Genomic DNA, 21,872 nt, shown 5'->3' with positions numbered 1-21,872 from the left:
TAAATTGCTTACAGTAAGGATTTCGCTACCCTTACCCCATTTTTCCATAAGCCCCAACAAAAGTAATTGTCCTTTCCATGGATTTTTCTTTCCCTGAACAGAAAGGAAGTCCTTCGAAGAAGAAAAAAAGAGGGTTGGTCAGTATCAATTTCCCTGACCAAAAAGAATACTATCAACTCTTATAAGACAATACCCACTTTAACTTTTCCAATTATGACCAATGCCAAAAAAAACTATCCTACTCTCTACCAAGTCAATACTCGGGTTTACTTAAATTCCCTTTCAAAAAAGCTTGGCAGAAAAGCCATGTTGGATGACATTCCCGATCAGGAGTTGGACCATATCCGGGACTTGGGATTTGAGTGGGTGTGGCTTCTGAGTGTCTGGCAAACCGGAACCAAGGGAAAGGAAATCTCAAGGACCAATCCTGATTGGCTGGAGGAATTTGAAAAAACCCTTCCTGACCTCAAAATGGGAGATATTGAAGGGTCGGGATTTGCGATTTCTGCCTATGAAGTCCACAAGGATATGGGAGGAAATGGGGCGCTCTCACGCCTTAGAGAAAAAATGAAAGAAAGAGGGTTGAATCTGATGTTGGATTTTGTGCCCAACCATACCGCCATAGACCATGAATGGGTCCAAAAACATCCGGAATTTTATATCGAAGGCACTGAGGAAGAACTTCAGCGGGAAGCCCACAATTACACATCACTCCGGATAAAGAAAAAAGAAAGGGCTTTTGCCCATGGTCGAGATCCATTCTTTCCCTGCTGGCCTGATACCCTTCAGCTGAATTATGCCAATCCTGACCTGCACCAAGCCATGATCGGGGAACTTGAAAAAATCTCCGGTCTCTGCGACGGTGTCCGCTGTGACATGGCCATGCTGGTAACGCCCTCAGTCTTTGTGAAAACATGGAAAAGAGAATCAGGCCTCTTTTGGCCTAAAGCCATCCAAAAAATCAAAACAAAAAATCCGGAATTCAAATTCATTGCCGAGGTATACTGGAATATGGAATGGGAACTTCAGCTGGAGGGGTTTGACTATACCTATGATAAAAGACTTCTCGACAGGCTCATCGAGGGTAAATCCCGACCTGTCCGCGAACATCTAAATGCGGAATGGGAATACCAAAGCCGGACAGTCCGCTTTCTTGAAAACCATGACGAATCCAGGGCAGCAGCCACTTTTGACCAAAAGAAACATGAAGCAGCCGCCATCATCACTTATTTCTCACCCGGGCTGAGATTTTTCCATCAGGGGCAGCTGGAAGGTAAGAGAACACACATTTCTTCCCACCTGGTGCGTGGTCCCCATGAACCTGTGAACCCTGATCTGCAACGGTTTTATAGCAGACTGCTTGAAGTACTCAAAAACCCTCTTTTTGAAAAAGGCAGGTGGAAACTCCTTGACGCCAAGGCAACCTGGTCAGAAAACCGTACCTGGGAATCATTTATCGCCTTTTCTTGGGAAGGACCTCAAAGTAAGACAGGAGTCGTTGTGGTGAATTACGCCCCATATTCCAGTCAGTGTTTTCTTCAGCTTCCTTTGCCCTATCTGGCAGATAAAAAATGGAAGCTTCAAAACATGATGGGCGAAGAATATTATGAAAGAGACGGAAACAGCATGTTGTCAGAAGGTCTCTTTCTGGATATGCCTGCCTGGCATTACCATGTATTTGAATTTAAGCCATTGAAAAAGACGCTCTAAATCTTGAAGAAAAGAAAACCCCTTCTATTTCCTTTAGATTTGATCAAAACCATTACTGTTTTCTATTCCAAGACAGATTGGCATCAGAAAATTTGTTACTGAATAGGGTTTTTCCAACTGACAAAATTCATCCTCGAAAATATCCTTCATTTGCCTGACCATGTAAAAAATCTGGTCAACAAAAAGCTTGTTGGGGACCATTTTTTTCTTGACTTGAACGCTGATTTTATAGCCCTGTATTTTTTGAAACCCAAAATATCAGAAAGCTTCAATTTTTTTTCTTAAACCACCTTAATCACCCAAAAAGGGGAAAAAATGATTTTCTAAATCCTGATAAAATCAAATTTCGTTAGCCGTAAAATTCCAAAAGAGGGACAGAAAATTCATAAAATTATATTTATTCAAATTAAACGATAACGTTTAAAAATACCGTTTTTCAAAGGTTAAATTTAAGAAAAGGATATTTTCAAAAAAATAAAAAAACACTGCATATTTGGGAAAAACCCAGTCTTGGAAAAGGCTACTTTCCATTTAAAAAACCAAAGAAATCCAAAAACATAAAGAGTACCCTTCTCAAATGAAACCTTTATATATATTTTGTTTTTTATTTCTACTTATAGTATCCGGTGCCCAGGCTCAGGTTTTTACCAATAAGGTAGTGGGCGAGAAAAACCAGTCCAAAAGGGATAGCCTTAAAAATTCAGAATACCCCTATTCGCTGCCTATATGGGGAGCAAAAGCAACCCAGGCAGGATATACCCTCCCTTATTCTGCCGGATTAAGTGTGCAATATTTTTGGCAGGAATCTGACCTCATCATTGAAAACCTCATGGTTGGATTTAATGGGGGGAAAATGTATAATGTCGATGATGTGGTCAGGTTTAATAAAGCAGCTGCAACTGCTAGTGCCGTCTCAATTAGACCTGATATTTGGGTTTTCCCATTTTTGAACGTTTATGGAATCCTGGGCAAAGCCCAGGCCTCCACAGAGGTGGGGTTTGGATTGTGGCTACCGGATTCGACCAATACCTATTCCGAGATTTTTGCCACATCCACAAAAGTGGACTTTCAGGCCACAACCTTTGGAATTGGAATGACGCCTACAATAGGAGTAGGAGGAGGTTTTTTGGCTTTGGATCTAAATGTTACTTGGTCTGATGTTCCCCAACTTAGTCGACCTACACGAACATTCGTTTTTGGACCAAGGATGGGGAAAAACTTTAAACTCGCAAAACCGGAAAGATCTATAGCAGTTTGGGTGGGAGGATTTAGGGTCCATCTTAATTCTGAAACCGATGGTTCTGTCAATTTTAGTGATATAATTGATACGGATGCCCTTCAGCCAAAAATAGATGAAGGTTTCGAAAAAGTCGGTGGCGCACAGGTCAAAGTGGATACATGGTGGGAAGGACTCTCCCCTTTGGATCAAAAAAATCCAGTTAACATCGCAAAATACAATGCCGCTAACGCAACCTTGACAAGGGCAAGTGAAATTCTTGTAGCAGCAGATGCCGCATTAAATGATGACCAATCTGCTTCAGTCCAATATTCTATGGATAAAAGACCTGCCGATATGTGGAATTTCATTGTCGGGTCCCAATATCAGATTAACAAACACTTCATGTTTAGATTCGAATATGGATTTCTTGGCTCAAGACAACAGTATATGGGAGGAATTCAATACAGATTTGGGTTATAAAATCTTCATTTGCAAAATCCCAAAAACCACTTTGAAATAAGAAATAAAGAGATTTTTAGGTTTACTATAAGTTGATTTGTAGCATCAACCCAAAAATTTTCAGCATTTGAGCAATTGACTTTGAGAAGATGCTGCTTTGAATTATAGTCCAAATAAAACCATCATAGAAATAGTAAAAGACAAAGCCAAAATGAAATATGCTAAAAGAGAACCTATCGAATACCTCATTTCACGATAGTGTTCCTTCAACTTGGTCATGCTGCGATTGTGCTGAAAGGTAGCCAAGAGTAAAACTATAAACGATACAATGATCAAAACAATGCCGACCTGGGCTCCTGTAATGTGTTTTAAAAACCCTGTCCGTCCGGATTCTACTCTTTCATAAAAGTACTGATAGGCACCTACCCCAACAGCCAATAAGGTAACTGAGGTACGGATCCATGCAAGTTGAAGTCTTTCGAAAGCAACTCTGATCCTTTCGTTTTGTAATAGTTTCTTATTCTCTTTCTTATCCTTCTTCAATTCGTCATCATGGGACAGATGGTCAGGTTCCTCATGTTTGGCTGTGTTCATCGGTGTTTTGTTTGATTCCAAAATAAATAAGTAATTTGATAATTTATAGCTTATTTCAGTCCGCAGCAAGTATCAGATTAATTATTAATGATGAATTCTATCCGGAATCAAAAAATGCGATAAAACATGAAAACCAGTTGCAATATCATATTTGAAGACAAGCATCTCCAACCCTGTGACTATAAGACTGCCATCGATTCCCTCGGGCAAGAAAACACCAGTATTTGGATAGATGTAGAAGGAGCTAGTGTTGCTGAATTAGAGCAGATACTTGAAGACCTAAAGGTTCATGGCCTGATCAGGAGGTTTTGCATAGATTCTAGGGATCATCCCGGTTATTACCCCCTAAAGCCGCTTTCACTGCTTGTCATGCCTGTTGTTACTGATAAGAAGGTAAACCGTAAAATGGAGTATCTGGGATCATTGTATGGAAATGGATTCCTCCTTACCTTTTATGACAACCAATTCACAAGATTTCAAAAAAACCTTAAATGGGAAGATTTTGCCACTGTGCTCCCCGACAACAGTATTTTAGGATTTATTTCGTCCCTCCTATTTGGCCTTTCCATGGTTTTATTAAGGAGGACCGCTTTTCTCAGCGAAAGCATCCTAACCCTGGAAAAAAAATTGGATGCCAACCAAGGTGATATCCAACTAGAAGAAATTGCAGATTTGCAGTCGGATTTGTTGTTACTCGAATCTGTGGTTCAAGGTCAGTTGCCGGTTTATCTTGCATTTGCTGCTTCAGATAAAGCTAGCAACAGCGCCGAAAAAACTAAAGAATACCAGACCCTGTCTGCCGCAAATCTGAATTCAGCGGACAGGACATTGGAATTATTGGAGAGGAGATTAAATGCTATTCGGTCCTTCTATGATGCCCAAGCCAGAGAAAAAACCAACAAAAGACTGGAGAGACTTACCATCATGTCGACCATTTTCATGCCGATTACATTTCTTGCAGGAATTTGGGGAATGAATTTCCAATATATCCCACTGATCAACAATCCATTTGGTTATGCATATGCCATAGCCGCTATGATCCTCATCAGCGCAGGGATGTTTTTTTATTTCCGTAGCAGAGGTTGGTTTGATTGAAATTTAAATTATAAAACATGGATAAACGCTTCTTTGCCAGTAACCCCATATTCTTCTTCATGGGGACGGAAGACGGAAGTCGGAAGACCGATGTACCGGGTATTTCAGTCCGCAGGCAAGAATTTAAATGGACATCCAATCTACTGGCACAATTACGTACAAACATTTAAAAAATAGAACACCATCTTAGCGAAAAATTGAAAATCCAAAAAAAACAACCGGAATATGGAACATTCAAAACAGAGTAAGACTTTCAAACAAAAATTATGGCATGAACTTAAGGAGTATGGCATTAATGTGTTGTACCTGTCTCTTTGCTTCAGCGTGATTATTTTTTACCGAAGGGTACTTTTAGCCCAATATGGTATTTTCTTGGATGACTATTTAATTGGGGTTGTAAAAGCATTGATCATCGGGAAAGTCATTATGATCGGGGCTTTTTTGGACGTAAGTAAAAAATTCGAAAATAAGCCCCTATTTATTCCCACCCTTTATAAAACCTTCTTCTTCAGTATTTTTGTACTCATAGTTGAGGCAATTGAGGTTTTCATACGGGCTGTCGTGAAAACCGCTTCGTGGGAAGGAATCGCCGAAGGTTTTGCACACCATTTTAACATCGTTTTATTTGCAAGTCTATTGGTGGTCGGCTTCTCTTTTATTCCATTCTTCGCTTTCAAAGAATTGGCTAGATCTATTGGCAATGACCAAATCTGGGGACTGTTTTTCCACAAGAAAGAAAGTATCCCCATCAAAAAATAGTTATCAATCAAGAAAAAAAGTGCATATCAAAAACCAACAAACCATTATCATGGCAAAAAGTCTAAAAATATCCCTTCTACTTTTGTTCATTACTGTATCGGGAACCAGCAAAGCCCAAGTTATCATTTCGCTTTTGTTTGGGGATGCCCTCAACACTGAAAAGATCGAGTTTGGGTTGACAGGCGGATTAAACCGTTCCTATTTCAATGGATACAATGGTTCCGAGGGACTGAACAATTTCAATTTGGGTTTCTATTTCCACATCAGGGTCAAAGAAAATTCATTTTTAAGCACAGGTGTATTGGTCAAATCAAACGTGGGTGCGACTGGAATGCCGACTTATGCACTGGGTGATGAAAATTTTGACGAGTTATTCGAAGAAGGTAATCTGACCACCAAGGTCAATGTCTTTTACGTCCCGATCATGTGGCAGCAACGCATCAACCAAAGGTTCCTTTTGGAAGGTGGCATACAGGCAGGATTAAGGTCCAAAGCCTATGATTACTTTAACTTAGAAAGTAATGGCGGTGATTTGGAGTTTAGACGCCAAGTCAGTGATGATTTTACAAGACTTGATTTTGGCTTGGTAGGAGGAATGGGTTATAAGCTTAAAAAAGACCTGAAAAGTATGAGTGTAGGGATGCTATACTATTATGGCTTGGTCGATGTCATGAAGAATCCTGATGCGACAGTCAATAATTCCTCCCTGAATGTCTACTTGAGAATTCCAATCGGTGCCGGTCAAAAAGAAAAATAGAGTAAAAATCAAAATACAAACAATCTAAAAAAAACCAATATGAAAAAAATCACATTAATTATGATTGCCGCTTGGCTGATGGTATTTGGCTTTGGAATAAACAGCATGGCGCAAATCCAGGACGGAGAAATTGAATATTTCCAATCCGTATATGGCATGGACAAGAAACTCATGGTTTCTGAATTTCTTCAAATTAATCCGACCGATCCCTTTTGGACCATTTATGATGAATACGAAGTCAAAAGGAAAGATTTGGGACAGACCAGGTTCGACTTGCTCAATAGGTATGTTGAGAACTATGATAAACTTGGGGATGCGGATTATGATGAAATAGTCCGTCAGATGATCGCTCTTAGGAAAAATACCGACAAGCTGATAGAAGATTATTACAAAAAAGTCAAAAAATCCAATGGCTCTAAGGTGGCAGCGCAGTTCTTCCAATTAGAGGAATACTTTATTAGTGAAATACGCGCCGGTATTATGGAAGGCATTCCTTACATCGGAGAGTTCGATAAATAAAACTTTCATAGGCCGGATGATTTAAAATATCCGGCCTTTTTTTACCTCCAGTTTGCTAAATACACTTGACTAGCAAAATTTTTGGGATACCGGTTTTGTAATTGGTAAATTAGGAAAATGAAATTCAACATATTACCGATCACCTTGCTTCTTTTTTACTGCTGCACATCTGCACAAAAAGAACCCACTCCCTTTGTAAAAGGAATTTATGGCAATCCCGCCACACTTTTGGATGCAGGATACAGGTTAGATTCTTTGGGAATGAATGCGGTATTTGTCAGAAGCATTTCCCTCAACAGGGAGTTTTATAATACAGCCCGCCAACAAGGCACTAAGGTTTTTGTAGAGTTTCCGACGCTCAACGGAAAAGAATACCTTCAGGACCACCCTGAAGCTTGGCCCATCACAGAAATGGGCGAAAAGGCCGAACCTGCAGACTGGTTTATGGGAATTTGCCCAACCGATCCGGATTTTAAGAATTTTCGACAAGAACAATTGAAAGATATCCTTCGGGAATTTGAAGTAGACGGGATTTTTTTAGACTATGTCCATTGGCATGCCCAGTTTGAAACCAAAAATCCCATCCTCCCCGAAACCTGTTTTTGTGATCGCTGTACCCGTCAATTTGGAGAAAGTATCGGAAAAGAAATTCCCGGAGACAGCGCCCGACACAAAGCCGAATGGATTTTGAACCATGCCGATAAAGAATGGAGAAATTGGAGAAGTGGGGTATTGAACGGATGGGTCAGGGATATGGGATCAGTATTGGATGAAATCCAGCCCAATGCAAAACTGGGCGTATTTTATTGCTCCTGGTATCCTGCAGATTACGACTCTGCACTTTACCGAATTTTGGGCATTGACCCAAAGGCATTTTCCGAAATGGCCGATGTGATGTCTCCCATGTTGTTTCACAAAATGAAGGAAAGGCCAACCACTTGGGTCGGGGATTATGTGACCTGGTTGGGTGATTTGATTGAGATAGAAAACTTAGGGTCTAAGTCTGAAGACTTGAACCAAAGGTTAGGAGAAGACTTGAACCAAGGAGCACGTCCCCAGATTTGGCCCATAGTCCAATCTCATAACAATCCCGGAATTATCAGTCCCGAAGAATTCAGACAAGTCATGCTTGAAGGTTCCAAAGCGCCCGCATCCGGCATCATGATGTTTTCGGACCAATCGCTTGTCGAAAACCCGGACAAAATAAAAGTGATGAAAAAACTTTATAGAGAGGAAATAAAATAACATAACATGGATATACGCTTCTTTGCCAGTAACCCTATATTCTTCTTCATGGGGACGGAAGACGGAAGTCGGAAGACCCCCGCCTGTTGTCGGGCAGGGATGTACCGGATATTTCAGTCTGCAGACAAAAATTTAAAGGGATATCCAATCTACTGGCATAATTGTGTACATACATTTAACATAATTCCCATTTTTTTTGCTTGTGGTCCAAAATACCATTTCAAAATAGACGGAAGACCGAAGTCGGATGTAGCGCTCTTTTCTACATCAATCCAAAGATTAAATAGCAACATTTATCTTTTTGGCAATATTGCTTATGTAACTTTTTCAATGCCTTGGTCAAACTAAAATACAAGAGTTTATCTTTTGTTTTTCAAAAAATCAATCCACTCCTGAAGCTTATTTTTTTTGAAGCAGATACTCCCAAATTGTCCCCTTCAGCTGAAATACCTGCAAACATTCCACCAATTGAGGTAAATTAGCTTACTGTGCAATTATCATGTAAACCATTTTTTTGGTGAAATTCGTCTCCAAATGAATGTATCTATTGGTAATGGCAAATAAACTAAAAGTCTTCCTCCTGCTAATACTTTTTTCTATTTCTATTCCAGCCAAAGCCCAAATCATCATCGGTTTACTATTTGGAGAGGCACTCAATACCGAAAAAATAGAGTTTGGATTGACAGGTGGTTTAAATAGGTCAAGTTTTAATGGATACAATGATTCTGAAGCATTAAACAATTTCAACTTGGGATTCTATTTCCATATCAAGCTCAGAGAATACTCCTTTTTCAGCATGGGAGTTCTGGTCAGATCCAATGTCGGCGCCACAGGAATGCCTACTTATCTGCTAAATGATCCAGGTTTTGATGAAGTTTTCAAATATGGGGTTTTGACAACTAAGGTGAATTATTTCTATGTTCCGATCAAAATAACCTAGTCTCATAAAAAGTAAAAAATTTCTTCAGTTTATAATTCTTTTAAACCAATTAACTGTTTTTCAAAAATGAAGCGTTCCCTATTTACCTGGTTTGTGTTACTTATTTCGGTCAGCGCCGGCTTCTCTCAGGTTTTTACGAATAGAGAAGTGGGTCCAAAAAATCAATCTTACATTGACAGTATCAAAGCAGCTGAATATCCCTATGTCCTGCCAATTTGGGGAGATAAGGCTACCAAAGCAGGGTTTTCCCTCCCCTATTCTGCAGGTATAAGTGTAAATTACCTTTGGCAAGAATCAGATATTGTACTCGAAAACCTAATGGTAGGGTTCAACGGAGGACAAAAGTTTGACGTGGATGACATCGTTCGATTCAATACTGCTGTATCAAGAGCAGGGGCCATTTCTGTAAGGCCGGATGTTTGGGTCTTCCCTTTCCTGAACGTCTATGGAATATTGGCACGGACGAGTGCATCCACCGAAGTCGGATATAGTGTCTGGCTTCCGGATTCTCTCAATTTTGATTCTGAAGTATTCTCAGGAGCTTCCAGGGTGGATTTCAATGCAGGCACATTCGGGTTTGGAATGACTCCCACAATAGGTGTGGGCGGAGGTTTTATAGCTTTAGACTTAAACATCGCTTGGACAGATGTACCGCAATTAAGCGTGCCAACAAGAACATTTGTTGTTGGGCCGAGGTTTGGCAAAAACTTCAAACTCAACAAACCTGAAAGCGCAATAGCAGTTTGGGTGGGTGGCTTCAGAATCGATATCAATAGGGAACAAAGCGGATCAGTAAACCTTGATGAAGTCCTACCTGTGGATCAAATCCAGCCAAAAGTAGATCTAGGTTTTGAAAAAGTCGAACTTGCACAGGTAAGGGTAGATGAATGGTGGGAAGGACTTTCCCGTGTAGAACGCCTGAATCCGGTAAACATCGCTAAGTTTACCGCCGCCAATCTTGCCATTGAAAAAGCGAGTACTTTTCTTGTAGCTGTGGACGGTGCGCTGAATAATGGAGAATCCAGCACTGTCCAATATACCATGGACCGAAGACCTGCGGATTTGTGGAATTTTATTGTTGGATCTCAATACCAATTAAATAAAAGTCTGATGTTCCGTGCCGAAGTTGGCTTTTTGGGTTCAAGAACCCAGTTGATGACAGGCATCCAGTATAGATTTGGTCTTTAAGCGTACATCCTATAAACCCAAACCCCGGAGGTTTCAAAATCTTCGGGGTTTTGACTGACATTTCCGGTACATCGGTCTTCCGTCACGATTGAAGTAGATATTGGTTTACAGGCAAACAAGCGAATATTAATTCTATAACTCTTTTTCAGATTTCTTTTTTAAAAAATCAATCCATTCTTCCAGTTTTATTTTCATGGCTACCAATTCCTCCATCTTGAGCTCATCAGGGGAAATATCCGCCATCAAGCTGTAAGGAATATGGGCGGCCTCGGCTTTCATTATGCTTCCTTTTTCAGTAAGCCTGACAATGACTTTCCGCTCATCTTCTTCAGATCGAATCCTGGAAACCAATCCCAATGTCTCCATCCGCTTCAAAAGCGGCGTCACTGTATTGGTATTCAAAATCAACTTATGGGCAATGTCATTGACAGAAATCCCATCCTCCTCCCAAAGAACCAACAAGACCAAATACTGGGGATAAGTAATCCCAAGTTTGTCCAGATGAGGCTGGTATTCCCTGATGATCAACCTTGAGGCCGCATACATTGGGAAACATATCTGATTGTCAAGTTTTAACTGATCCATATTGATTTGATAAAAGAACGTTTCAACACTTTTTCATCTTTGGACTAATCCCTTGGAAATCTATTTTCATATCGATATTCATTGATATTGGATATTGCGGATATTGATTTGGTACCCATTGCCAATTTCCTGGGCTGAAGTTCAAGTGTAGTGACTATGGACTATCGACTGTAATCTATGGTCTGATTATCCTCAGCTTTTATCTTTAAATTTAAGCTACTATCAAACGGATAATCAAAAACTATTTTTTTTCCTCCGAACCTGCCAAGCGCCTGTGGACCACAATGCCATGACTATCAGGACCGGCTGGAAAAACAAACGGATAAACCGTGCGCGGTCAGTATCCAACCCAAAGGCGTCAATCCCATTGACATACTGAGAAATGTTGCCTGGAAAAATCAGCACAAAGAAAAGCGCTACCACCCAACCGACTTGCGCCCTTTTGGAGGCAAGGAAAAGCAAGGATGCTCCAAGGAGGATTTCCACTATTCCTGACAAGATTACAACTAGGTCCGGATCCATGGGAACCCAAGGCGGTACCTGCGCCAAAAATTCTGCCCGATTAAAGGAAAGATGGCTGATACCTGCAAAAAGCAGAAAACTGCCTAGCAGGACCCTGACGATAGTCTGTCCGATGTTGGTTTTGGGCTGAATGGTGGGATTGAAAGTTGATTCCATAATTATTGAAGATTTTACATTGAAAATAAAAATCAGGATGCTCTTTCCTTAAGTGCCCCTTTTCTTTTAAATATCAGTTTATAAGCGAATTTCAGAAATACGACAAAGGCTGATAAGTTTGGCTTGGGTTCCATTCCTTTGCCCATTCTTTCCAACTGTTCGCGGTACCACACAGTCTCCATGACACTCATTTTGTCAATAGGTCCGATTCCGGTTTTGATTGATTGGATAGATATCTTGGGAGATTGTCCATTCAGGAGTCTGAGAGGTGCATCCGGTTCTACTGCGATTAACCTTGCCAAACCTACAAAATCCACATTTCCTGACTCTATAGCTTCTGCCATGCCCTCATAGCTCTTAAATCCACCCGTTACTACCAAAGGAATTTTAACCGCTTTCCTGGCTTTGACCGCAAAGTCCATAAAATAGGCTTCCCTTTTTTGGGTGCTTTCTTTCCATTTTGCCCCCATCATCGCAGGGGCTTCATATGTTCCGCCGGATATTTCTATCAGGTCAATGCCAGCCGATTCCAATGCCTTGATGGTTTCCAAAGATTCCTCATCTGTAAAACCACCCCTCTGAAAATCAGCAGAGTTGAGTTTGATCCCGATAGGAAAATCAGTTCCGACAGCATCTCGCATGGCCTGATAGACTTCCAATACAAACTTTCTGCGTCTTTCCGGGTCACCTCCCCAAAGGTCTGTACGCTGATTATGATGGGGAGAAAGAAACTGGCTGACCAAATACCCATGTGCACCGTGAATCTGAACCCCTGAAAACCCGGCTTCCTTTACCATTTTCGCTGCAAACGCAAATCTTTTGATCAGGTTCCGGATTTCCGCTTCGGTCAGTTCTCTTGGAATGTTGAAAAAAGACTGCATGTCCTTCCTAAATGGAATAGCCGAGGGAGAAACTGTCTCCTTGTTCAGTCCCTTCGGTGCCTGCTTTCCGGGATGGTTCAACTGAACCCAACAGTGTGTCCCGTTGGCGGTGGCGTTTTTGGCCCATGATTTCAATCCTTCCAATCCTGAAGCGTCTTCAATGACAACATTTCCCGGTTCGCCAAGTGCCTGTCTGTCAATCATGACATTTCCCGTGACACATAGACCAATTCCTCCATCCGCCCATTTACGATAAAGGAGATCGAGCATTGGCTTGGGCGATCCATCCTTATTGCCGAGTCCTTCACTCATGGCGGATTTGAAAAGTCTGTTTTTGATCAGCACTCCATTAGGAAGAGTAAATGGACGGTTTAATGGATTCTCAGGCATTATTGGTGGGAAAGAAATAAAAACGGTATGATTACTTTAAAATTTTTCTAAGGTATTTGTCGATTTCCTCAGGCTTGGTAATGGGAGAGAATCTCTTGACGGGTTTCCCATTTGCATCTACCAGAAATTTGGTAAAGTTCCATTTGATACTTGACCCAAATATTCCACCCAATTCATGTTTGAGGAATTTGAATACAGGATGGGCATTCTTTCCGTTGACTTCGATTTTGGAAAACATGGGGAAGCTTACCCCATAATTCAGGAGGCATCCTTCCGCAATGTCCTTGGAATCCCCGGGTTCCTGATTGCCGAATTGGTTGCAGGGAAATCCCAGGATGACCAAGCCTTTGTCTTTGTACTTTTGGTTGAGTTTTTCCAAGCCTTCATATTGTGGAGTCAGACCGCATTGGCTGGCGGTATTGACCACCAAAACCGTCTTTCCTTTGAACTCTGACATGGATACTTCTTTGCCCTGAAGGTTATTGGCAGAAAAATCGTAAAACCTGTTTTTCATAAATCATATTGTTAAATCGTATTATATCGTGCGCGATACAAATATAATCTTAATTTATATCGCTTGTGACTTATTATAATCTAAATCCTTAGATTTTGTTTTTGAATGAAAGAGAATAATTTTTCATGATATACGCTTCTTTGCCAGTAACCCTATATTCTTCTTCATGGGGACGGATCCCGATAGCTATCGGGAGGAAGTCGGAAGACCCCCGCCTCTCGTCGGGCAGGGATGTACCGGATATTTCAGTCTGCAGACAAAAATTTAAATGGATATCCAATCTACTGGCATAATTGTGTACAAACATTTAATTTTTTAAGAAAAAAAAGAGGTCTGAAAAATCAGACCTCGGAATGGAAATTCATTTTATGTTTTACCTTCTCAATGACTCCAATCAAAGCCATCGATGTCCTCCAAGCAAGCCTTCAGAAGTTGGATACTGTTGGAGATATCTTCTTTGTGGGCCATTTCTATGACCTGATGCAGGTGACGTGTCGGTATGGAAATCGCACCGGCGATAGCCCCCTGCTTGCCCATACGCTGCACTCCGGCGGTATCTGTACCTCCTGCAGTTAGGATTTCAGGTTGCCATTTGATCTGATGCTGATCGGCGGTATGCTTCATAAAAGCCACCATCCTATAATCGCAGATGGTCGAAGCATCCATGATTTTGATGGCAGTTCCTTTACCCAATTCGGTGACTTTTTCGTGAGGTTGTGCTCCCGGTACATCAAAGGCAATGGTTGTATCCAATGCTATCCCAAAATCAGGATTGATACCATGTGCTGCAACATTTGCGCCACGGATACCTACTTCTTCCTGCACTGTAAAAGTGGCATACACATCATAGGCCGGATTGTCCAATACCCTCAAGGTCTCTAAAAGTATAAAAACCGCTACCCTGTTGTCAATGGATTTGCAGTTGACACAGGCTCCCATTTCTATCAGTTCCCTATCTCTCGTGATGGGATTTCCTATGGTTACGTACTTCTCCACTTCCTCTTTTTCCATGCCCAAGTCAATAAAAAAGTCAGTGATCTGAGGCAGTTTATTCTTTTCGTCAGCGGTCATGACATGGATGGGTTTACTCCCCATGACACCCACCAAATCCTTTTTGCCGTGGACGATAACACGCTGGGCGGTCAGGGTCTTGGGGTCAAAACCTCCCAAAACATGGAATCTCACAAATCCTTTGTCATCAATATGGGTGACGATAAATCCGATTTCATCCATATGTGCAGCCACCATCACTCTTTTGGAATCGGGATTTTTCTTGGATTTTTTGATGGCTATGACGCTGCCCATGTTGTCCGTCATGACCTCGTCTGCAAGAGGGGACACCAATTCGATGACCATATCCCTGATTCTTTTTTCAAATCCCGGAGCACCGGCGATTTCACAAATCTGTTTTAGCAAGGGTACATTGACTTCCATGATTATGGGTTTGATAAAGATGAATTTAAATTAAACAAACAATGACCAAAAACAAGTGCTTTGGGGACTTGAAGTTTGGTCATTGGATTAAATATTGGTAATGATCAGTATGCCCTGACCACTTTTCCTTCCATGTAATTGGCAAAAGCCCTATTTACTACGCGCATTCCTCCTGAAGTTGGAAAGTCGCCTGTAAAATACCAATCTCCTGAATGGTCCGGGATGCATTTATGTAAGTTGTCGACTGTTTGGTAGAGGACTTTTACCTCCGCATGGATGTCGTCGGTGGTGATGATATCGGCTACTTTATCTGAAATCTCCTGATCGGTAAATGGCTCATAAAGTGCCTTTACATAGTTTTCTGTCAAAATCTGATTGGTATTGCACTTCTCATAAACCTCATCCAACAAATAGCTCATGCCTTTGTCTTTAAGCAATTCCACTGTCGCACGGAAAGCGATAAACTCTCTTAACTTAGACATATCAATACCGTAGCAGTCCGGGAAACGGATCTGGGGAGCTGAGGACACGATGATGATCCGCTTGGGATTGAGTTTGTCCAATGTGGTCAATATGCTTTTTTCCAAAGTAGTTCCTCTCACAATACTGTCATCGATGACCACCAAGGTATCAAGTCCCGCCCTGACGACTTCGTAGGTGGTGTCATATACATTGGCCACCATGGCATCCCTGTCGGAATCATTGGTAATAAAAGTCCTCAATTTGACGTCCTTGCTGACGAGTTTTTCTACCCTTGGACGGAAGTTGAGAAGCTCCTCCAGATCCTCCAAATGAGGCTTTCCTTCCAGGAGCACTTCCCTCCTTTTGGCACTCAGGTAATCCTCGAGCCCTTCGATCATGCCCAAAAAGGCTGTTTCCGCAGTATTTGGGATGTAGGAAAATACACTGTTCTTGAGGTCAAAATCTATAGCTTTCAAAACCTGGGGCACAAGTGCGCGGCCAAGTGCTTTTCTTTCTCTGTAAATATCAGGGTCTGTTCCCCTTGAGAAATATATCCTTTCAAAACTGCAGGATTTCTTTTCTCTTGCAGGAAGGATTTCATGCTCTGCGTAGGAACCATCTTTATTGATTACCAGGGCATGGCCGGGTTTGATTTCTTTGATTTGCTTGTAATCTACATTGAACGCGGATTTGATGGCAGGCTTTTCGGAAGCAACCACGACAATTTCCTCATCTGCATAATAGTATGCCGGCCGGATTCCTGAAGGATCGCGGACGACAAAACTTGAACCGTTGCCGATTATTCCCGCCATGGCATATCCTCCATCAAAATCCCTGCAGGACCTTTTGAGGATGCGTGCAACATCGATTTCATTTTCTATGACAGCAGTAATCTGTTCGTTGGAATATTGATGTTTATATTTGTCAAAAATCCGCTGGTTTTCTTCGTCCAAAAAGTGACCGACTTTTTCCATGACGGTGACGGTATCCGTTTTTTCTTTAGGGTGCTGTCCAAGCTGTACCAATTTGCTGAACAATTCCTCCACGTTGGTCATGTTGAAATTCCCTGCCATGACGAGGTTTCGGCTCCTCCAGTTGTTTTGCTTCAAAAAAGGGTGACAGGTTTCGATGCTGTTTTCTCCGTGGGTTCCATATCTGAGGTGTCCCAACCATACTTCTCCTGAAAAAGCCACGTTTTCTTTCAACCATTGGGCATTGTTCATCCCCTTCTTCCCGCCCAGTTTTTTGGCCTTCTTGTATTTCTTATAAATTTTGTCAAAGATATAATTGACAGCTTGGGGTTCTATAGACCGGTACCTACTGATATATCGTGTGCCGGGTTTGGTGTCAAGCTTGATGTTGGCAACTCCCGCGCCGTCTTGACCTCTGTTGATCTGCTTTTGCATCAGGACGTACAACCTGTTGGGGGCATATAGCGGCGAACCGTACTTCTCGATGTAGTATTGTGGCTCCTTTCGAAGCCTGATCATCGCAATACCACATTCATGTTTGATTTGGTCACTCATTGGTTTTGTACACGAGTAATTTCTGGAAATGTAAAGGTAAATCTTTTTTAGAAGTTTATGGAAGTAAAAAAAGTTCGGTTATATAATATTTTGTTGGCTTCCACAGAAAAAACCACGGACCCAATTTTTTATTTTTTTGGGTATTCTTTGTCCAAAATATCAGATTTTCAAATACCATTCTTCCTTACACTTTTTGGATTCTAAAAACAAAGATGATCTAAACCGTGAGAAGTCAACTAAACCTAAGCGGATTTAAGAATGACCTGCATTTTGAGCCAACCCAACCCGACCAAATAGGATTGTTTCACCCTCAGTTTGGGGAATTATTCCCCACTTTGTGTAATGATTCCCCACTTTTGAAGAATAGAATCACTGTTTATGACCAAATAAGGCCCTTTTTCCCCTTGGCACGACATGTGCAAATAGGGTAAACATGAAACGGAAATCAAAAACTTCAAAACCGGCAAAGTCATCCTGACAACAGGAAAGCAATGCACCGGAAATTTGAAACTGAATCACGCTTCAAAAAAACAGAGTTGTCTATTTCCATGCCAAAAGCAAGAGATAGCAATCCAAAAATTAAACAAAACCAATTATCAATTTTAACTAAACCAAATTATTATGAAAACCCGATTTATTATCCCCGCAATGTTTGTTATTGGAATGGCAACTGCTCCTTTGATGGCAAACTCTACCACCGCTTCAAGTCTAATAACTGAAATGAAAGTTTCTCAGGAATCAGAAAAAGTGAAAGTTGATCCTGCCGATCTTCCGGTTCCTGTGAAGGAAGCGATTGAAAAAGACATAGCTTTGAAAGCTTTGAAAATCAGCGAAGCCTGGAAAGTTAGCGACGACGCAGCAAGCCATTTCGTAATCAAATTTGACAACGAGGGCCAAGAACTTGTCAAAAAATATACTGCCCTAGGAGAAGTGATTGAAGACTAATCAATCTTAAATTTGTCAGATTTAAAAGCACCGGAAATATTCTGGTGCTTTTTTTGTTATACTCCCCGTCGAACGAAGAACGGAAAGAGATGCAAAAGGTACTTTTGATAGAGGATGACATGACATATTCCCGGATTATCCGGAATTTTTTAGAAAAAAATAACCTTGAGGTCCAATCAGTCAACAGTTTGGCCCAAGCCGTACCCATTTTCCAATCCGGTTGGCCACAACTCATCATTACGGATTACCGGCTTCCTGACGGAAATGGATTGGAACTATTGGAGCAATCCATCAAGAAAAACCCCGAAATCAATGTCATCCTGATTACGAATTATTCCGATATCAGAATCGCAGTGAAGGCGATGAAAATGGGGGCCTTCGAATACATCACCAAACCCATCAATCCTGATGAGTTGCTCGTCACTGTCAAAGAGGCCTTATCAGGACCCGTTGAATCAAAACCCCAATTGCCTGTTGCTGAAAAAAAAGAACAGGACTATGTCAAAGGGAGCAGCGCCAATGCCTCCAAATTGGAGGAATTCATCAGCCTTGTCGCACCTACCGACCTTAGTGTGCTGGTTTTGGGAGAAACAGGAACCGGAAAAGAATATATAGCCAAGAAAATCCATCAAAATTCAAATCGCAAAGACAGTCCTTTTGTGGCGATTGATTGTGGAGCCTTGTCTTCGGAACTTGCAGGAAGTGAGCTTTTTGGTCATGTCAAAGGATCTTTTACCGGAGCTTTGGACAATAAAACCGGTCATTTTGAGCAGGCCAATGGGGGCACTATATTCTTGGATGAGGTTGGTAACCTTGGTTATGACATTCAGATCAAACTGCTCAGGGCCATCGAAGAAAGGAAAATCCGCAAGATCGGAGCCAACAAAGAAACAGAAATAGATGTTCGGATTATTGCCGCTACCAACGATGAACTGAAGTCAGGAAGTCAGGAAGGTAATTTCAGAGAGGACCTTTACCATAGATTGAATGAATTCACCATCAACCTGCAGCCCTTGCGGAAAAGAAAAGAGGACATCAAGCTTTTTACCGCACATTTTATCCAGCAAAGCAACATGAAGTTAGATAGAAATGTCACCGGGATTGATGCGGAGGTGGAAAGGATTTTTATGGAATATGCCTGGCCCGGAAATCTCCGTGAACTGAAAAATATCGTCAGACGAGCAGTTTTACTGTGTGGCAATAAAGTGATCAGCAAAGATTTGTTGCCTCAGGATTTACTTGAAATCAAACCTGAATCCCACGAGCCTGCTTTGGATTACAAAAGCAATTTGGTAAACCACGAAAAAGAAATGATTGACAGGGTTTTGAAGGAAGTGAGATTCAATAAATCAAAAGCTTCCCAAGTCCTTGGGATGGACAGGAAAACCCTCTATAACAAAATGGAAAAATACGGCCTGAAGTAATTATTTGGCGGGTTCAGGCATCCATTCAGACTGAATTTTTACCATGACCTCGGCGGTATTTTTTGCCAATTCTCTGATCGATTCAATTGTTTCGACAGTTTTTCCAAGTTTTAAATCCCTCTCAATTTCTATTGCCAATTTGGCGCAGGGAATTTTCAGCTGTCCAAGCCGACTGGACATCCGATGGACAATTTCGAGTATTTTCCCAAAATCAGGTTTTTCCAAAGCCAAATTCAGACCCCTTACATCCTCCTTTGCAGCGCTTATAAAATCCTGAAGGACTTCCATCAGCATTTCCCTGTCTCCCATACAAAACTTCATCAGGTCGGACAGGTCATAGTCTATTGATTCCAAATCAGATTTTATCTCCACTTGGTTTTCTGTGGGATTTTCCGGGCGAAAAGCTATTTGGGTGAGGCCTAACATCAATCCTATCTTGTTGACTATTTCATTTTCTTTGAAAGGTTTTAAAATCAATCCGTCAAATCCAGCTTCCTCTATTTTTCTTTCCTCCTCCACAAAAACATTGGCAGTCATGGCAATTATCGGCAAAGTCAGGAATTTTTCATTGGCTCTTAATATTTTCGCCACCTCCAATCCGCTGACTTCAGGCATCTGAATGTCAATGATGGCAATATCAATTTCATCAGCAACAAATTCCCTCACAAACGCTGCCCCTCCCTGTATTGCCGATACCATTGCCCCGCGGCTTTCGAGGATCAGTTTGAGCAATTGTAATCCTAGCGGGTCATCATCTACCAACAGAATTCTTAATCCTTGAAGGGAAAATTCAAAAGTATGTTCGGACTGTTTGGAAACAGGTTCGATCACCTCGCAGGGTATTGTAAAGGAAATAATGGTGCCTTTATCAACTTCAGTTGATACCTGAATGGTCCCTCCCAGTTTGTCAATCAATTTCTTGACAATCGCCAAGCCCAAACCTGTACCACCAAACTTTCTGTTGATGGCGGAATCGCCTTGGTTAAATTCCTTGAATATGTTTTTTCGGATTTCAGCCGTCATTCCCATCCCTGTATCAGCAATCTTAATTTCTAGATGCTTTTTTACCCAAGTGATGTCGACCACAATTCCTCCTTTTTGGGTAAATTTAAGTGAGTTTCCCAGAAGGTTATTCATGATCTGATTGATCCTCAATTGGTCTCCAACTAGCCATTGATCTTGGGGAAGGTCAATGTTCCAATGAAAAGACAAGCCCTTTTGCTCGGTCTTCAATGCAAAAAAACTCTTGATCGAAAGGAAAAAGTCCTTTGCCTCAAAGGGTTCTTTCACCACCTGAACCTGCCCCGCTTCGAGCTTAGAAAAATCAAGAATATCATTTACCACAGCGATGAGGGTATTGGAAGCAAAGCCTATTCTCTCGACAAACTCTTTTTGTTGGCCGCGGAGATCAGAATTTTCCAAAGCTTTTTGGTAACCCTGAATGGCATGAAGCGGGTTTCTGATTTCATGGCTCATATTGGCAAGGAATTCCTGCTTGGTCTTGGCTAGTTTGTCAGATCGCATTTTTGCTTCCTCTAATTTTTCCCCATATAAATCAGCTTTGTCTACTTCTTGGAGGATGCTAAATACAAAACCCAAAGAACCGGCTACCCCAAAAAACACCAAAATCCCCAAAATCCATGAGACAGTATAGGTAAGCTTGTAGGCAGAGCGGTTTTGGACTTTGTATTCCTTCAATAAATCATTCTGAAGATTGGAAATCATTTGCTGGATTTGAAAAAAAATATCTGTATTCTTTTCGATCAGGTTCTCTTCCAACCTAAGAAACCTGTCTTGAAGGCGCTGTTCATCTTTGTAAATCCTCTCTACAGATTTGCGGATTACGAGCAGGATTGAATCTTGGTTGGTGGATTTTGGGGGCACCGGCGGCGCGACAACCGTCCCTGACTTTTTGATGTCTTTGGCAATTTCTAGTAATTCATTCCCGATGTCAAAACCCTCTTCCGCCTCGGGTTCTGTTTTTTCAGTTCCTGTGGTATCTGAATCGGCTTTGGTATCTTTTGGATTTAATGAGGAAAGCAAATCTTTGGTCCGGAGTTTTCCCAAAAACTGCATGTCGCTCTGTTCTTGCTGCCTTTTGATTCTGATCTCTATTCCTTTTAATGCCTCCGCACTGAAATTTCTATTGGCAAGGTAATTTCTCACTTCTTCCAATCCGGCAAAAACTACCATCAATTCGGAAATAGTCAGACCGACCTGTTGGTAGTTCTGGATTTCGGTTGAATCGAGGGAATTGGATTTTAGCCATTCAAGCCTTTCTTTGACCCGTTTTCTTGTGAGTTCGGAGACAGAATCTTTGTCCGTAGTGCGCTCTGTTTTGTTGATGTCAAGCACATAGACATCCGCCATGAGGCCATTCAGCTGCTGGAGTTTTTCATTTGGCCGGGTGAGATCCTGGACCGTGTCGAGGAGATTTCGGATGCTGAAATAGGTCACTGCGCTGATGCCCAACACCAAAAAGAATGCAAGGATAAAACCAATGACAACCTTTCCCCTGACCTGATATTTTCCTGTAAGCCGCATCGGT

The 21,872-nt window shown here is 41.5% G+C and carries 20 protein-coding genes; 11 read left to right on the top strand and 9 right to left on the bottom strand.

Annotated features, from left to right (window positions below):
• Nucleotides 1-213 precede the first annotated feature (213 nt).
• The gene (locus DQW11_RS18185; protein WP_113925578.1) at nucleotides 214-1,710 is read left to right on the top strand and encodes an alpha-amylase family glycosyl hydrolase; all 1,497 of its coding nucleotides are present in this window, start codon (nucleotides 214-216) and stop codon (nucleotides 1,708-1,710) included.
• A 577-nt stretch (nucleotides 1,711-2,287) separates the two neighbouring features.
• Nucleotides 2,288-3,409, top strand: a complete 1,122-nt coding sequence (locus DQW11_RS18180; protein ID WP_113925527.1) for a hypothetical protein — start codon at nucleotides 2,288-2,290, stop codon at nucleotides 3,407-3,409.
• Nucleotides 3,410-3,550: 141 nt separating this feature from the next.
• Here DQW11_RS18180 and DQW11_RS18175 read toward each other — a convergent pair whose 3' ends face one another.
• Complete coding sequence (locus DQW11_RS18175) at nucleotides 3,551-3,982, bottom strand: YidH family protein (RefSeq protein WP_113925526.1); 432 nt, start codon at nucleotides 3,980-3,982, stop codon at nucleotides 3,551-3,553.
• A gap of 126 nt (nucleotides 3,983-4,108) precedes the next feature.
• On the opposite strand from DQW11_RS18175, the gene DQW11_RS18170 reads away from it, so the two are divergent.
• The 7 genes from DQW11_RS18170 to DQW11_RS18135 all read left to right on the top strand — a co-directional run bounded on the left by DQW11_RS18170 (nucleotide 4,109) and on the right by DQW11_RS18135 (nucleotide 10,485).
• Nucleotides 4,109-5,077, top strand: a complete 969-nt coding sequence (locus tag DQW11_RS18170) for a magnesium transporter CorA family protein (RefSeq protein WP_113925525.1) — start codon at nucleotides 4,109-4,111, stop codon at nucleotides 5,075-5,077.
• 225 nt (nucleotides 5,078-5,302) lie between these two features.
• A complete protein-coding gene (locus tag DQW11_RS18165; RefSeq protein WP_113925524.1) occupies nucleotides 5,303-5,836 on the top strand; it encodes a hypothetical protein in 534 nt (177 codons plus the stop codon).
• 49 nt (nucleotides 5,837-5,885) lie between these two features.
• Nucleotides 5,886-6,593, top strand: a complete 708-nt coding sequence (locus tag DQW11_RS18160) for an outer membrane beta-barrel protein (RefSeq protein ID WP_157966147.1) — start codon at nucleotides 5,886-5,888, stop codon at nucleotides 6,591-6,593.
• Between the two features lie 39 nt (nucleotides 6,594-6,632).
• Nucleotides 6,633-7,112, top strand: coding sequence for a hypothetical protein (locus DQW11_RS18155; RefSeq protein WP_113925522.1), 480 nt, complete (start codon nucleotides 6,633-6,635; stop codon nucleotides 7,110-7,112).
• Nucleotides 7,113-7,229: 117 nt separating this feature from the next.
• Nucleotides 7,230-8,357 carry a glycoside hydrolase family 10 protein gene (locus DQW11_RS18150; protein ID WP_113925521.1) on the top strand — a complete coding sequence of 376 codons (1,128 nt, stop codon included), beginning with the start codon at nucleotides 7,230-7,232 and terminating at the stop codon, nucleotides 8,355-8,357.
• Nucleotides 8,358-8,910: 553 nt separating this feature from the next.
• Nucleotides 8,911-9,297: a hypothetical protein gene (locus DQW11_RS18140; RefSeq protein WP_157966146.1), complete on the top strand. Its 387-nt coding sequence runs from the start codon at nucleotides 8,911-8,913 to the stop codon at nucleotides 9,295-9,297.
• 66 nt (nucleotides 9,298-9,363) lie between these two features.
• Complete coding sequence (locus DQW11_RS18135) at nucleotides 9,364-10,485, top strand: hypothetical protein (protein WP_113925518.1); 1,122 nt, start codon at nucleotides 9,364-9,366, stop codon at nucleotides 10,483-10,485.
• 132 nt (nucleotides 10,486-10,617) lie between these two features.
• On the opposite strand, the gene DQW11_RS18130 is transcribed toward DQW11_RS18135, so the two are convergent.
• From DQW11_RS18130 to DQW11_RS18100, 7 genes are all read right to left on the bottom strand, one after another.
• Nucleotides 10,618-11,070: a MarR family winged helix-turn-helix transcriptional regulator gene (locus tag DQW11_RS18130; protein WP_113925517.1), complete on the bottom strand. Its 453-nt coding sequence runs from the start codon at nucleotides 11,068-11,070 to the stop codon at nucleotides 10,618-10,620.
• A 234-nt stretch (nucleotides 11,071-11,304) separates the two neighbouring features.
• The gene (locus tag DQW11_RS18125; RefSeq protein WP_113925516.1) at nucleotides 11,305-11,748 is read right to left on the bottom strand and encodes a DoxX family protein; all 444 of its coding nucleotides are present in this window, start codon (nucleotides 11,746-11,748) and stop codon (nucleotides 11,305-11,307) included.
• Between the two features lie 32 nt (nucleotides 11,749-11,780).
• A complete protein-coding gene (locus tag DQW11_RS18120; RefSeq protein WP_113925515.1) occupies nucleotides 11,781-13,019 on the bottom strand; it encodes an NADH:flavin oxidoreductase/NADH oxidase family protein in 1,239 nt (412 codons plus the stop codon).
• A 31-nt stretch (nucleotides 13,020-13,050) separates the two neighbouring features.
• Nucleotides 13,051-13,533: a glutathione peroxidase gene (locus DQW11_RS18115; RefSeq protein WP_113925514.1), complete on the bottom strand. Its 483-nt coding sequence runs from the start codon at nucleotides 13,531-13,533 to the stop codon at nucleotides 13,051-13,053.
• An 88-nt stretch (nucleotides 13,534-13,621) separates the two neighbouring features.
• Nucleotides 13,622-13,840 carry a hypothetical protein gene (locus DQW11_RS18110; protein ID WP_113925513.1) on the bottom strand — a complete coding sequence of 73 codons (219 nt, stop codon included), beginning with the start codon at nucleotides 13,838-13,840 and terminating at the stop codon, nucleotides 13,622-13,624.
• A 74-nt stretch (nucleotides 13,841-13,914) separates the two neighbouring features.
• Complete coding sequence (locus DQW11_RS18105; protein ID WP_113925512.1) at nucleotides 13,915-14,967, bottom strand: M42 family metallopeptidase; 1,053 nt, start codon at nucleotides 14,965-14,967, stop codon at nucleotides 13,915-13,917.
• A gap of 104 nt (nucleotides 14,968-15,071) precedes the next feature.
• Nucleotides 15,072-16,955 (bottom strand): amidophosphoribosyltransferase, encoded by a 1,884-nt coding sequence (locus DQW11_RS18100; RefSeq protein WP_113925511.1) that lies wholly within the window; start codon nucleotides 16,953-16,955, stop codon nucleotides 15,072-15,074.
• A gap of 621 nt (nucleotides 16,956-17,576) precedes the next feature.
• On the opposite strand from DQW11_RS18100, the gene DQW11_RS18095 reads away from it, so the two are divergent.
• Both DQW11_RS18095 and DQW11_RS18090 read left to right on the top strand, forming a co-directional pair.
• Nucleotides 17,577-17,900 carry a hypothetical protein gene (locus DQW11_RS18095; protein WP_113925510.1) on the top strand — a complete coding sequence of 108 codons (324 nt, stop codon included), beginning with the start codon at nucleotides 17,577-17,579 and terminating at the stop codon, nucleotides 17,898-17,900.
• Between the two features lie 89 nt (nucleotides 17,901-17,989).
• Entirely contained in the window at nucleotides 17,990-19,324 is a 1,335-nt protein-coding gene (locus tag DQW11_RS18090) for a sigma-54-dependent transcriptional regulator (protein WP_113925509.1), read from the top strand.
• Here DQW11_RS18090 and DQW11_RS18085 read toward each other — a convergent pair whose 3' ends face one another.
• Nucleotides 19,325-21,868: a hybrid sensor histidine kinase/response regulator gene (locus tag DQW11_RS18085; protein WP_113925508.1), complete on the bottom strand. Its 2,544-nt coding sequence runs from the start codon at nucleotides 21,866-21,868 to the stop codon at nucleotides 19,325-19,327.
• Between the last annotated feature and the right edge of the window lie 4 nt (nucleotides 21,869-21,872).

Source organism: Cognataquiflexum aquatile (genome assembly GCF_003316845.1).
GTDB lineage: Bacteria > Bacteroidota > Bacteroidia > Cytophagales > Cyclobacteriaceae > Cognataquiflexum > Cognataquiflexum aquatile.
This window is presented reverse-complemented; position numbering and strand designations above follow the sequence as displayed.

What these genes read in the sequence shown, in the direction of transcription:
- DQW11_RS18185 (WP_113925578.1), top strand. Translation starts at nt 214, where the DNA reads ATGACCAATGCCAAAAAAAACTATCCTACTCTCTACCAAGTCAATACT.
- DQW11_RS18180 (WP_113925527.1), top strand. Translation starts at nt 2,288, where the DNA reads ATGAAACCTTTATATATATTTTGTTTTTTATTTCTACTTATAGTATCC.
- DQW11_RS18175 (WP_113925526.1), bottom strand. Translation starts at nt 3,982, where the DNA reads ATGAACACAGCCAAACATGAGGAACCTGACCATCTGTCCCATGATGAC.
- DQW11_RS18170 (WP_113925525.1), top strand. Translation starts at nt 4,109, where the DNA reads ATGAAAACCAGTTGCAATATCATATTTGAAGACAAGCATCTCCAACCC.
- DQW11_RS18165 (WP_113925524.1), top strand. Translation starts at nt 5,303, where the DNA reads ATGGAACATTCAAAACAGAGTAAGACTTTCAAACAAAAATTATGGCAT.
- DQW11_RS18160 (WP_157966147.1), top strand. Translation starts at nt 5,886, where the DNA reads ATGGCAAAAAGTCTAAAAATATCCCTTCTACTTTTGTTCATTACTGTA.
- DQW11_RS18155 (WP_113925522.1), top strand. Translation starts at nt 6,633, where the DNA reads ATGAAAAAAATCACATTAATTATGATTGCCGCTTGGCTGATGGTATTT.
- DQW11_RS18150 (WP_113925521.1), top strand. Translation starts at nt 7,230, where the DNA reads ATGAAATTCAACATATTACCGATCACCTTGCTTCTTTTTTACTGCTGC.
- DQW11_RS18140 (WP_157966146.1), top strand. Translation starts at nt 8,911, where the DNA reads ATGGCAAATAAACTAAAAGTCTTCCTCCTGCTAATACTTTTTTCTATT.
- DQW11_RS18135 (WP_113925518.1), top strand. Translation starts at nt 9,364, where the DNA reads ATGAAGCGTTCCCTATTTACCTGGTTTGTGTTACTTATTTCGGTCAGC.
- DQW11_RS18130 (WP_113925517.1), bottom strand. Translation starts at nt 11,070, where the DNA reads ATGGATCAGTTAAAACTTGACAATCAGATATGTTTCCCAATGTATGCG.
- DQW11_RS18125 (WP_113925516.1), bottom strand. Translation starts at nt 11,748, where the DNA reads ATGGAATCAACTTTCAATCCCACCATTCAGCCCAAAACCAACATCGGA.
- DQW11_RS18120 (WP_113925515.1), bottom strand. Translation starts at nt 13,019, where the DNA reads ATGCCTGAGAATCCATTAAACCGTCCATTTACTCTTCCTAATGGAGTG.
- DQW11_RS18115 (WP_113925514.1), bottom strand. Translation starts at nt 13,533, where the DNA reads ATGAAAAACAGGTTTTACGATTTTTCTGCCAATAACCTTCAGGGCAAA.
- DQW11_RS18110 (WP_113925513.1), bottom strand. Translation starts at nt 13,840, where the DNA reads ATGTTTGTACACAATTATGCCAGTAGATTGGATATCCATTTAAATTTT.
- DQW11_RS18105 (WP_113925512.1), bottom strand. Translation starts at nt 14,967, where the DNA reads ATGGAAGTCAATGTACCCTTGCTAAAACAGATTTGTGAAATCGCCGGT.
- DQW11_RS18100 (WP_113925511.1), bottom strand. Translation starts at nt 16,955, where the DNA reads ATGAGTGACCAAATCAAACATGAATGTGGTATTGCGATGATCAGGCTT.
- DQW11_RS18095 (WP_113925510.1), top strand. Translation starts at nt 17,577, where the DNA reads ATGAAAACCCGATTTATTATCCCCGCAATGTTTGTTATTGGAATGGCA.
- DQW11_RS18090 (WP_113925509.1), top strand. Translation starts at nt 17,990, where the DNA reads ATGCAAAAGGTACTTTTGATAGAGGATGACATGACATATTCCCGGATT.
- DQW11_RS18085 (WP_113925508.1), bottom strand. Translation starts at nt 21,868, where the DNA reads ATGCGGCTTACAGGAAAATATCAGGTCAGGGGAAAGGTTGTCATTGGT.